This is a genomic window from Cypionkella sp. TWP1-2-1b2 (genome assembly GCF_049896245.1).
Taxonomy (GTDB): Bacteria; Pseudomonadota; Alphaproteobacteria; order Rhodobacterales; family Rhodobacteraceae; genus Cypionkella.
Map to the genome: position 1 here is coordinate 1 of NZ_JAFCTX010000065.1, position 11,358 is coordinate 11,358.

The 11,358-nt window shown below is 60.6% G+C and carries 14 protein-coding genes and 1 tRNA gene; 10 read left to right on the plus strand and 5 right to left on the minus strand.

Annotation, left to right across the window (positions count from 1 at the left end; all coding sequences use genetic code 11):
* Positions 1-216 precede the first annotated feature (216 nt).
* The 3 genes from ACP7AP_RS23130 to ACP7AP_RS23140 all read right to left on the minus strand — a co-directional run bounded on the left by ACP7AP_RS23130 (position 217) and on the right by ACP7AP_RS23140 (position 2,563).
* On the minus strand, positions 217-699 hold the full coding sequence (locus tag ACP7AP_RS23130) for a RidA family protein (protein ID WP_426038137.1): 483 nt from the start codon (positions 697-699) through the stop codon (positions 217-219).
* 1 nt (position 700) lies between these two features.
* Positions 701-1,132, minus strand: a complete 432-nt coding sequence (locus tag ACP7AP_RS23135; RefSeq protein WP_426038139.1) for a hypothetical protein — start codon at positions 1,130-1,132, stop codon at positions 701-703.
* Positions 1,133-1,207: 75 nt separating this feature from the next.
* On the minus strand, positions 1,208-2,563 hold the full coding sequence (locus ACP7AP_RS23140) for a cytochrome P450 (protein WP_426038141.1): 1,356 nt from the start codon (positions 2,561-2,563) through the stop codon (positions 1,208-1,210).
* Between the two features lie 270 nt (positions 2,564-2,833).
* Here ACP7AP_RS23140 and ACP7AP_RS23145 point away from each other — a divergent pair, with 270 nt between their 5' ends.
* The 9 genes from ACP7AP_RS23145 to ACP7AP_RS23185 all read left to right on the plus strand — a co-directional run bounded on the left by ACP7AP_RS23145 (position 2,834) and on the right by ACP7AP_RS23185 (position 10,235).
* A complete protein-coding gene (locus ACP7AP_RS23145; RefSeq protein ID WP_426038143.1) occupies positions 2,834-3,658 on the plus strand; it encodes a PhzF family phenazine biosynthesis protein in 825 nt (274 codons plus the stop codon).
* Positions 3,659-3,724: 66 nt separating this feature from the next.
* Positions 3,725-4,507, plus strand: coding sequence for a hypothetical protein (locus tag ACP7AP_RS23150; protein ID WP_426038145.1), 783 nt, complete (start codon positions 3,725-3,727; stop codon positions 4,505-4,507).
* Between the two features lie 2 nt (positions 4,508-4,509).
* Positions 4,510-5,082, plus strand: coding sequence for a hypothetical protein (locus ACP7AP_RS23155; protein ID WP_426038147.1), 573 nt, complete (start codon positions 4,510-4,512; stop codon positions 5,080-5,082).
* 137 nt (positions 5,083-5,219) lie between these two features.
* Positions 5,220-6,395, plus strand: coding sequence for an elongation factor Tu (tuf, locus tag ACP7AP_RS23160; RefSeq protein ID WP_305346545.1), 1,176 nt, complete (start codon positions 5,220-5,222; stop codon positions 6,393-6,395).
* Between the two features lie 131 nt (positions 6,396-6,526).
* The gene (locus ACP7AP_RS23165; RefSeq protein ID WP_426038149.1) at positions 6,527-6,829 is read left to right on the plus strand and encodes a ribbon-helix-helix domain-containing protein; all 303 of its coding nucleotides are present in this window, start codon (positions 6,527-6,529) and stop codon (positions 6,827-6,829) included.
* 90 nt (positions 6,830-6,919) lie between these two features.
* The gene (locus ACP7AP_RS23170) at positions 6,920-7,315 is read left to right on the plus strand and encodes a VOC family protein (RefSeq protein WP_426038151.1); all 396 of its coding nucleotides are present in this window, start codon (positions 6,920-6,922) and stop codon (positions 7,313-7,315) included.
* Positions 7,316-7,382: 67 nt separating this feature from the next.
* A complete protein-coding gene (locus ACP7AP_RS23175; protein WP_426038153.1) occupies positions 7,383-7,904 on the plus strand; it encodes a Twin-arginine translocation pathway signal in 522 nt (173 codons plus the stop codon).
* 15 nt (positions 7,905-7,919) lie between these two features.
* The gene (locus tag ACP7AP_RS23180; RefSeq protein ID WP_426038154.1) at positions 7,920-9,494 is read left to right on the plus strand and encodes a GMC family oxidoreductase; all 1,575 of its coding nucleotides are present in this window, start codon (positions 7,920-7,922) and stop codon (positions 9,492-9,494) included.
* 204 nt (positions 9,495-9,698) lie between these two features.
* Entirely contained in the window at positions 9,699-10,235 is a 537-nt protein-coding gene (locus ACP7AP_RS23185) for a hypothetical protein (protein ID WP_426038156.1), read from the plus strand.
* Positions 10,236-10,285: 50 nt separating this feature from the next.
* Here ACP7AP_RS23185 and ACP7AP_RS23190 read toward each other — a convergent pair whose 3' ends face one another.
* Positions 10,286-10,468 (minus strand): DUF2798 domain-containing protein, encoded by a 183-nt coding sequence (locus tag ACP7AP_RS23190; RefSeq protein ID WP_426038158.1) that lies wholly within the window; start codon positions 10,466-10,468, stop codon positions 10,286-10,288.
* Between the two features lie 107 nt (positions 10,469-10,575).
* On the opposite strand from ACP7AP_RS23190, the gene ACP7AP_RS23195 reads away from it, so the two are divergent.
* Positions 10,576-10,651: transfer RNA gene (locus ACP7AP_RS23195), tRNA-Trp, on the plus strand.
* Positions 10,652-10,709: 58 nt separating this feature from the next.
* Here ACP7AP_RS23195 and ACP7AP_RS23200 read toward each other — a convergent pair.
* A partial coding sequence (locus ACP7AP_RS23200; RefSeq protein WP_426038160.1) for a tyrosine-type recombinase/integrase occupies positions 10,710-11,358 on the minus strand: 649 nt, incomplete at its 5' end.

The following is an 11,358-nucleotide window of genomic DNA, read 5'->3' on the forward strand; positions in this document are numbered from 1 at the left end:
AGCTCCATAGGATGTGATTTGCCCATCTCGATCCCCTATATCTGGAAAGATCAGGGAATCAGAAACCGTCCAAGATGGGAAGCCTGAATCATATGAACGGCGACTTGCTCTAGAGGCGAGCCAACAGACTTGGGTGCGCATCCTGTTTCGGATATTCTCGTCATGGTGCTTTGCAGCCAATGTGATCTATCTGGCGTTTCAGATCAAATCTGGCGGCTAGTCTGCGATTTCCACGGTGGCCCAAGTCTCGAAACACACGCCATTCGCCAGCGCCATGATGCCAATGGTGGCGCGACCGCCGAGGCCGATATCGCGACCAAACACCTCGACGAACAGGTCGGACATGCCGGAGGAAACTTTGTGGACATCCTCGTATTCGGGCGTGCAGACCACGAAATTCAGGGTGCGGACGATGGATTTGACTTTGTCGAGCGACCCTATCGCTTGCCGGATGCCGCCCAGCACGTTCAGCCCGGTTTGGCGGGCGGCGGCGTAGCCTTGTTCGGTGGTCAGGTTTTGCCCGAGGCGGCCTTTATGGGTGATTTGGGTGCCGATTTGGGCGACATGACCGGACAGGAACAGCAGCGATCCTACACGGTGATAGGGCTTCATGGTGCCGTAATCGGCACCGTAGTAGCCGATTTTGCCGAAGTCGGGCAGGTCCAAGCCCATGTGCAGGGCCATGGCTTCGGGTTGCATGTCAGTTTCCGATCAGTTTGCAGGTGATCTCTTGGGTGGATTTTGAAAGCACATCGGTGGGGCCATCGACGATGCCGCAATCGAGCAGGTTGTCTGGGCTGGTGATGCGGGCCGAATAGACGTTCACATTGACCATCGGGGTTTCAACGTTGCCGATGGGGCCGCCTGCAAGGCTGTGACCGATGGAAATGGTTTGCTCGTTCGGCCAGACCGTGGCTTGTTCCGCACCAAGGTATAGTTGGCCCATTTCGTTGACGGGCAGCACGTTTCCCGTCGCGGGATCGCCCCAGAAATAGCTGGAGACGATGACCATTTCGCCCGATTCTTGCAGTTTGGTGGCGGAGGCGGCATCAAAACTGATGTGCAGGGTGAGGGTGGTTTCTTGGGCCATTGCCGGGGTGGCGAGCAGGGCGGTCAGGATCAGGGCTTTCATCGCTAGGCTCCGGCGCGGTTTGGGAAGGCTGGGGTTCGCGGAAACTATTGCGGTGGGGATTGGGTTTGGCAAGCTTCAAGCGGGGTCGATGTGTAGCCAGACGCCGCCTTCGGGGCGCAGGGTCAGGATCATCACGGGCTTGGGGTCGCGTCCGGGGATGCGGCTGAACTTGAAGCGGGCGAGCAGGGTGGCGAGGATGATCACCGCCTCTTGCAGGGCGAAAGAGGCACCGATGCAGATGCGCGGGCCGTCGCCGAACGGCAGGTAGGCGAAGCGATCTATCGCGCGGGGATCGGCGAAGCGGCCGGGGTTGAAAGCGTCGGGGTCTTTCCAAAGCGCATGGTGGCGATGCAGGGCGTAGATCGGCAGGATCACGGTGTCGCCGCGGCGAACCTCGCGGCCCAGCAGGGTGTCATCGGTCTGGGCGGTGCGCGACAGGAAGGCGGCGGGGGGATACATCCGCAAAGCCTCATCGACGATGCGGCGGGTAAGGGGGAGGTTTGGAATATCGGCCACAGTTGCCGGGCGGTCAACCAATACGGATTGCGCCTCGGCGCGGGCTTCGGCTTGGATTTCGGGGGCGAAGGCGCAGAGGTAAAGTGCCCAGGATAGCGTCAGGGCGGTGGTTTCATGGCCTGCGACGATGAAGGTCAGCAGATTGTCGCGCAGTTCCGCCGTGGACATTTGGCGCTGGCTGGTGGGGTCTTCGGCTTTGAGCAGCAGATCGAGCAGGTCAGGCGTCGGTTTTGCGCCATCGCTGCGGCGTTGGTCGATGGCTTGGTCGGCGACGCGCTTCATATCGCGGATGCCGCTGCTTGCCACCATCCGACCGGGGCGCGGCACCCATGCCGGAGCACCGAGGATATCCAGCAATGAGATTTTGGCGGTCTGGCCGATGTAGGTTTCAATGGCTTTGTGGACCGAAGCGCGGTCAAAGCCTGCCCCGCCCGAGAAGGTGACGTCAGAAATCACCTCAAACGTCGCTGTCACCATTTCGGCGAACATATCGGCACCCCTGCCAAGCTGCGCGGCGATACGGGCGGCGGAACGTTCGGCAGCATGGGTCATCACCGGGGCGAGGGAGGCGACGTTGCGGTGGGTGAACACCGGGGCAGCGGCGCGGCGCTGCCACATCCAATGCTCGCCTTCCGCCACGAACAGGCTTTCGCCGATGGCGGGGCCGAGGATCAGTTTGGTGACGAGCGATTTGGGGTAATCATTCACCCGGTCGCGCAGGATGTGGCGCAGCGCCTCTGGCTCCATCACCATATGCCAGCGCTTGCCTGTGGTGCCGGACAGGATCGGCGCATGGGTGGCGGCTTCGGGGATCAGCAGCAGCACATTCTGCCGCGCAGCTTTCAGCGAGCCCAGGATACCAAGCGGCGTGCTGTGCAGCGGGACGCGGACGGGATGGGCGGCGGGTTGGGACATGATGGTCTCCTTTTTGCTGAAGATAGGCCGGGGGTGGCTTGCGGCAAAGGGGACATTCGGGCGCATGATAGCTGGGCCCACAAATCGGAATTTGTCTGGGCCGAGGGCATCTGGCAGAATGTCGCCGGTGCCAATGGCCTTACGACCCACGCCGCCCCGGACTTGATCCGGGGCCTCGACATGGCCGGTTGGCGAGAGGCCCCGGATCAAGTCCGGGGTGGCGTGGGGTAGGGCTGGATCGGCTCGCTTTGGGCATAAATTGAGAACGTGATGCAGATAGAACGGATTGCAGCCTTTGCTTTGGGCGATCAGGGCGGAAACCCGGCGGGGGTGGTGGTTGGCGATGCCTTGCCCTCCCGCGCCGAGATGCAGCGGGTGGCGCGCGAGGTCGGCTATTCTGAAACCGTATTCGCCGCGCGCGAAGGCGATCTGTGGCAGGTGCGCTATTTCGCGCCGCAATCTGAGGTGCCGTTTTGCGGCCATGCAACCATCGCGCTGGGCTGTGCCTTGGGGCGGCGTTTTGGCGCAGGCCGCTATGATCTGCAACTGTCACAGGCGCGGATTTCGGTGGAGGCGGAACTGACCGATGCGGGCTGGCAGGCGGTGCTGACCTCACCGCCGACATGGTCCAAGCCAATGCCCTTGGCGTTGCAGGCCGACCTGATGCGGCATTTTGGGCTGACAGAGGCCGAGCTCGACCCTGACTTGAAGCCGCATCTGGCCCATGCCGGGGCCACCCATGCCGTGCTGGCGCTGCACAGCCGCGCTACGCTTGCCGCCATGCACTACGACTTTGCACCGGTGCTTGACCTGATGCAGCGCGAGGATCTGACCACGATCAGCCTGCTGTACCGAGAGGATGCCGACACATTTGTTGCCCGCAACGCTTTCGCGGTGGGGGGCGTGGTGGAAGACCCTGCGACCGGAGCGGCGGCTGCGGCTTTGGGCGGCCTGTTGGTCGATCTGGGTCGGGGGCCGGGCAGCTTCACCATCAGGCAGGGTGAGGATATGGCCGCGCCCTCACTGCTTCACGTCACTGTGACGGGCCGAAAGGGCTGCGGCGTGCGGGTCGGGGGTGCCGCCCGCGTGCTCTAGGTTGCTTTGAAGGCCAAGCCCCGCTATCCCAAAAAGCAATGCCATCTGCCCCAAAGGGAATCGTTCATGCGTGTGCTTCGTTTGCTTGCTTTTGGGCTGGGTCTGAGTGCTCTGGCGGCCTGCCAGACCAATGATCTGAAAGAACCGCCGGTGCCGTTGGGGGATTTCCGCCTTGGTCTGAATATTGCCGTCGCCGATAACGTGCAGAAAGTGCCGATCTCGCGCGAGGCCAGCAAAGAAGACTGGGAATCGGCGATCAAGAAGGCGGTGGATGACCGCTTTGGCCGCTATGACGGCGACAAGCTTTACAACATCGGGATTTCCATCGACGGCTATGCTTTGGCGCCTCCGGGCGTGCCCTTGGTGCTGAAACCCAAATCGGTGCTGGTGGTGACCGCCAATATCTGGGACGACGCCGCGCGCAAAAAGCTGAACCCCGAGGGCAAGCAACTGACCATCTTTGAGCATATGTCGCCGGAAACCGTCATCGGCTCGGGTGTGACGCAGAACAAGAAAAAGCAGATGGAGATTCTGTCCTATAACGCCGCAAAATCGGTCGAGAAATGGCTGCTGGATAACCCTGAATGGTTTGGTCTGCCGCCGAAGGGCAAGGCTGCGGCGACGCCCGCAGTGGCAAAGCCTGCGGTCACGACGCCCGCAGTGGTGACTCCGGTGGTGACACCCCCCGCGGTGGCGGCACCAGCGAGCCCTGTTAAACCTGCGCCTGCCAAGCCTGCGCCTGCAAAACCGACCCCCGTTAAACCGACCCCCGCTAAACCGACCTCCGTTAAACCCCTGCTTATCCTGCCCGTTCCAAGCAAAACCGTTCCCAAAACAGGAACGCCATAACCATGCGCCGCGCTGTTGCCCTGCTGAGTGTTTTGGCCCTGCTGGGCTGTACTGCGCCGCATATGCTGGAGGATCAGGCGGCGGCCAATCTTGTCGTGCGCAATGTCACGGTCGATACCGCCGCGATCGCTGGCGTGGCCGGGCGCAAGATGGCGTTTGATGTGCCGCCCGCGCAGATCAATGCCGATCTGGCGCAGGCCTTGGCGCGCAAGTTGCTGCCGATCCCGCAGGGCAATGCCGATGTAAGGGTGACGCTGACAGAGGTGCGGCTGATGTCGCGGATGCAGGAAATGATGCTGGGCGGGGCGAGCTATGTGAAGGGCACGCTGACCGTGACCGATGCGGCGACGGGTCGGCAGATTGTGGCTCCGACCAAGGTTTTCGCCACTTCGCAACGCGTCCGTGTCGGCGGGCCGATTGGGGCGGCGGCGGCTCCGAGCGCCCAGAACGACTATCGTGAGACGATTGCGGGCTTTGCGCAGAACGTGCTGGTGCGCCTGTCGCCGCGCAACAACGCCATCGTTGCCGCCGACAGCCCCGCCATCAAAGCCGGACGCGTCAAACTCGCACGTTAAGGTTTTGTGCAAAGTCACGCCCCGATATCGGCGCGCCGCGTGCTCGGCCCCTTGATTTTCCCCTGCCAGACGGTTAATTGCCCGCCCGTGTAGATTGGGCCTGCTGATGGGCCCGCGAAAGATAGGGTGCCCCGACCATGGCAAAGGCAAAGTTTGAACGGAACAAACCGCACGTCAACATCGGCACGATTGGCCACGTTGACCACGGCAAGACCACTTTGACGGCAGCGATCACCAAATATTTTGGTGAATTCCGCGCCTACGACCAAATCGACGGCGCGCCGGAAGAGCGTGCGCGCGGCATCACGATTTCGACCGCTCACGTCGAATATGAGACCGAAGCCCGCCACTACGCCCACGTTGACTGCCCCGGCCACGCCGATTATGTGAAAAACATGATCACCGGGGCTGCGCAGATGGACGGCGCGATCCTGGTTTGCGCTGCTTCTGATGGCCCGATGCCGCAAACCCGTGAACACATCCTGTTGGGTCGCCAGGTGGGTATTCCCTACATGGTGTGCTACATGAACAAGATCGACCTGGTTGACGACGAAGAACTGGTCGAACTGGTCGAGATGGAACTGCGCGAGTTGTTCAGCTCGTACGACTACCCCGGCGATGACATTCCGATCATCAAGGGCTCGGCCCACCAGGCGATGATTGGCCTGCGCCCGGAAATCGGCGAAAGCTCGATCCGCGCGCTGATGGCTGCGGTTGACAGCTACATCCCGACCCCGACCCGGATGGTCGATCTGCCGTTCCTGATGCCGATCGAGGACGTGTTCTCGATCTCGGGTCGTGGCACGGTTGTCACCGGCCGGATCGAGCGCGGCGTGATCAACGTCGGCGACGAAGTTGAAATCGTTGGCATTCGTGACACCAAGAAGTCGGTTTGTACCGGCGTCGAGATGTTCCGCAAGCTCTTGGATCGTGGTGAAGCAGGCGATAACGTCGGCATCCTGCTGCGCGGCATCGACCGCGAAGGTGTTGAGCGCGGCCAAGTGTTGTGCAAGCCGAAGTCGGTCAACCCGCACACCAAGTTTGAGGCAGAAGCCTATATTCTGACCAAGGAAGAAGGCGGTCGTCACACCCCGTTCTTCGCCAACTACCGCCCGCAATTCTACTTCCGCACCACGGATGTGACCGGGACGGTTGAGCTGCCAGAAGGCACCGAAATGGTGATGCCGGGCGACAACCTGAAGTTCGACGTGACCCTGATCGCGCCGATCGCGATGGAAGAAAAACTGCGCTTCGCCATCCGCGAAGGCGGCCGCACCGTCGGCGCTGGCGTGGTGTCGAAAATCATCAAGTAAGATTGACGCCTAACCGCGTTACTCTACCTGAAGGGTCGTGCCGCAAGGTGCGGCCCTTTTACAATCGTGAAGTCGGAAACGTTGACGACTCGGGTGCCTATGACTTAGCCTAAGCGCAGGAGAACAAGCTGATGTGCCAGATCTTCGCCGGGCAAAGCCCGACCCGCTACGAATCCGTCACCCGCCGTTTGCGGCTGAACGGCCAGTCGACCAGTATCCGATTGGAGCGGGCGTTCTGGCGGATTTTGGATACTATGGCAGACAAGCAAAATCTGACCACCCCAGCCTTGTTGTCAAAGCTGCACTCCGAGGTGTTGCAACAGCATGGCGAAGCGCCCAACTTTACCTCGTTCCTGCGTTGCGCCTGCACCATTCATCTGGGCGAACTGGATCAGATGCCAGATCATGTGCAGCCAAGGTTTGCGGCGGAATAGCAATAAAATTGCGCTGTAGTAGGGGGCTACTACCCTAGCCATAAATTGGTTCAGTAATCTTACCAAAACCGGATGGGTTGAGGAGAGGTTATGGCCAAGGCGATACATTCGATGATCCGCGTGCTGCACGAAGACCGTGCAGTTGCGTTCTACCAGACGGCCTTTGGGCTTTCGGTGGCGGATCGCTTGGATTTTCCGGGCTTCACATTGGTTTATATGTCTAACCCCGAAAGCGGGTTTGAATTGGAACTGACGGTCAACAAGGACCGCACCGAGCCTTACAATCTGGGCGACGGCTACGGACATCTTGCGGTTTCGGTCGATGATCTTGACGCCGAACATGCGCGGTTGACGGCGGCGGGTTTGGCCCCGCGCAAGCTGGTGGATTTCAAGAACGGTGATGTGCTGGTGGCGCGGTTCTTCTTTATTGCCGATCCAGACGGCTATCAGATCGAAGTTGTGCAGCGCGGCGGGAGGTATCTTTGACGCGCTGAGTCTAACGCAGGGCTGCGGGGGGAGTTCGCGGCCATTACGCACTCAAGGGAGGGATGACATGAAACAAGAACACCTAAAGGGCATCACGCGGCGCAGTTTGCTGTCGCGTTCCGTGGCGATATGGGCGCTGGCGGTCTCGGGGGCGGGCTTTATCGCGGCCCCAGATGCGGCTTGGGCGCTGGAGGTGGCGGTGATCACACCGGACCAGATGGCGACGCTTTTGCAAATGGCGCGCGATATCTATCCGCATGACAAGGTGGCGGATCAATATTACGCGGTTGCGGTCAAAGGCTATGATGCGGCTGACAGCAAAGACATGGTTGCCGCCGGAATTGACGAATTGAACGCGGCTGCGGTGGCGCAGGGCCATGCCTCGTATCTGGCGATTGGCTGGGAGAAGGACCGGGTGAAGGTTCTGCAAGCAGTTGAAAAAGGCGTATTCTTTCAAAAGGTTCGTGCTGGTCTGGTGACCGGGCTTTATAACCAGAAAGAAATTTGGCCGATCTTTGGCTATGAGGGCGAGTCCTTCAGCAAAGGTGGCTACATCAATCGCGGCTTCGACGACATCGCTTGGCTGTAAGGGGAGGACGAACACATGTTAGCGAAATTTGATCTTAACGACGATTCCGTGGTCGTCATCATCGGCACTGGTGCAGGCGGCGGGGTGCTGGCGAATGAGTTGGCGCAAAAGGGCGTCAAGGTTGTGGCGCTGGAGGCGGGCGGGCGTTATCTGCCCGAGGATTATCTGAACGACGAATGGGCAAGCTTTGGGCAGCTGGCCTGGACAGATACCCGCACCACCAGCGGCGATTGGCGGGTGGCGAAGGATTTCTCGGGCCTGCCGACATGGATCGTCAAGGCGGTGGGCGGCACCACAACGCACTGGGCAGGAGCTTCTATCCGGTTTCAGGATCACGAATGGAAGGCGCTGACCAACTATGGCAAGGTTGAGGGCGCCAACCTGCTCGACTGGCCGATTGACGGGGCAGAGATGGCGCCTTGGTATGACAAGGCCGAGGAAAAGCTGGGCGTGACCCGCACCGGCAACCGCCCCGGCCTGCCCGGCAGCAACAACTACAAAGTGTTTGAGAAGGGCGCTTTGGCGATTGGTTACACCAAGGTTCATACCGGGCGGATGGCTATTCAATCGTCGGACGATACCGGCAACCGCGTGGCTTGCCAGCAAACCGGCTTCTGCTTTCAGGGCTGTAAATGGGGTGCGAAATGGTCTGCCGCCTACACGGATATTCCAGAGGGCGAAGCGACGGGCAACCTTGAGGTCCGCGACCGCAGCCATGTCGCCAAGATCCTGCATGATGAGGCCGGTAAGGTCACAGCGGTTGAATACTATGACAAAGACGGCAAGTTGCAGACCCAGAAGGCACGCATCATCTGTGTGGCGGGCAACACCATTGAAAGCCCACGGCTGCTGCTGAATTCGGCGTCAGACAAGTATCCGAACGGGCTGGCCAATTCCTCCGATCAGGTTGGCCGCAACTATATGCGGCACGTCACAGGCTCGGTGTACGGCGTATTCGACAAACCGGTGCGGATGTGGCGTGGCACGACGATGGCGGGCATCATGCAGGACGAGGCGCATCATGCCCCGGAACGCGGCTTTGTCGGCGGGTATGAGCTGGAAACCCTCAGCCTCGGTTTGCCGTTCATGGCGGCTTTCCTTGATCCGGGCGCTTGGGGGCGTGAGTTTACTTCGGGTCTCGACAGCTACGAAAACATGGCGGGTCTGTGGATTGTCGGCGAGGATCTGCCGCAAGAAACCAACCGCGTCACATTGTCGGTAGATGCCAAGGATCAGTTTGGCCTGCCCGCGCCGAATGTGAATTATTCCGATCACCCGAATGATATTGCCATGCGCAACCATGCCTACGAGCGCGGCGTGGCGATGTATGAGGCGGTTGGGGCCACGCGTGCCTTCCCGACGCCGCCCTATCCATCCACCCATAACCTTGGCACCAACCGGATGTCGGAAGACCCCAAGCTGGGGGTGGTCAACAAATGGGGTCAGACGCATGACATTGCCAACCTGTTCATCTCGGACGGCAGCCAGTTCACCACCGGGGCTGCGGAAAACCCGACGCTGACGATCGTGGCGCTGGCGATCCGTCAGGCCGATCACATCGCAAGTGAGATGGCGGCGGGCACGATCTGATAACAGCCTGCATGGCACCAAAACGCGCGGGGGCAACCTCGCGCGTTTTGCTTTGTCCGGCCTTTGCTGAAGCCTGATAGTCTTCGCCCTCACCGCAAGCGCAACGCCGCAGACAGGTCGCCCGAAAGCTGTTAGCCTTTCCGCGGGGGCCGCATATTTTCAGCCCACCCGCGCGCATTTCATCATCAACCCACGGAGCAGATCATGCCCTATACCGCCGCCACTGCCCTCGCCTTTGCGCAACGCCAGTCAGGGCGGTATGGGGATGGGGAATGTTGGACTTTGGTTGAGGCGTCGATTGTCGGGGCAGGGGGCAAATCCTCGATCCCGCAGACGCCAAATTTTGGCCCGAACGTGTCTTATGTCTGGGGCAGCGCGATCAATGTCACCGCGTTGCAGGCGGGCGATGTGGTGCAATATCAGAACTACGCCTGGACGCAGACCACGCGGGTGGACACCACCAGCCCGGCGGGCAGCGGTTTCACCGAGAACGACCGCACCGAAGGCCGCGGTTTGCCGCATCATTCAGGCTTGGTGATCAGAGTGATCTCCTCGGGGATGGTTGAGGTGATCGAGCAGAACATCCCGCCGCGCACCGGCCCGGTGCAGACCATTCGACTGGCGTTGACTGCGCCTGCGACGACCACAGTGAGCACGCAAAGCGGTAGCACAGTGACGGTGACGACGATCAGCCATTCGGTTTCGGGCGTGGTGCGGTGTTATCGCCCGGTTGCGGCCTAAAGCCGGTTCACCAACTGCGCCACCATGCGGCGGGTGATCGGGACAATGCCTTATCCAGTCGGGAAGGCCAACGCCCAAGCGGTCGCGCAACTGCCCATCGAGTGCAGCCCGAAATCATCGACCCTCGCTTGGGTGCGAAAGATCGACAGGCCCGAGACGAAGCAAGACAGCAGCCCCGACAAGATCAGGTCGAACAAGATCGGGGCAAACCGGGCGGGAATGATCCCAGGCATCCGGGGTTTGGGCTGGCCTCGTGCATAGCCTTGCGCTTTCTGCGCGCCAACCCCGATTCCCCCCTTGATTTCCCGCTGGGGCTGCCGTAACCCCCAGCGCAGGCCTTAGGAGTTTAGCTCAGTTGGTAGAGCATCGGTCTCCAAAACCGAGGGTCGTGGGTTCGAGTCCCCCAACTCCTGCCAAGCCTTTTCAACTACTTAGACCATGTTCCAACCGGAACGGTTTCGGGCAGTTGGGGGCTTAGTTGGGAACTTTTGTTCCGGCTTCGTGCGTCTCCCTCTTCAAAAGTGCCGATTCTGCCATGCGTGGATCACGGCTCAGATAGTGGGCGTCAAGGATAGCCGCCACGTCTTTCAGGCTATGTCCGGTGAAGGTGGCAATCTCGGCTTCGCTGCATCCGCCAAGAGCAAAGCGCGTCACGGCAGTTTCGCGAAGATCATGGAAGGTCAGCCCGGTCACTTTGGCCTTAGCCACGATCTTGCCCCATGACGTGCGGAAGCCGTCCGAAGTCCAAGACGTGCCGTTTGTCGTGGTCAAGATTGTCACGGCGGTCTTGGTCTTGGCAGCGTTGTCCAGAGCGGTCTTCAGTTCGCCCGCAACGGGAACGTGGACTCGCCGCCCGCCCTTGCTTTGCTTCAATCGAATGTGCGTGCCGTTGTAGGCCGTCCACGTCAGGCGCAACAGGTCGCCTTGCCGCTGGCCCGTCCAGACGGCCAAGAGGAAGGCCAGCCACAGATGCGGCGGGGCAACGGCCTGAAGCGCGGCTTTATCTGTAAAACAGCGTGCAAAAGTGACCAGCTGACGGGGTGGAACAGCGTCCAAAACTGACCACCCCAGTCGTGCAACAATCCCGCTTTTAGGCGGGAGCAGCTGGAGTGTTATGCGTGGA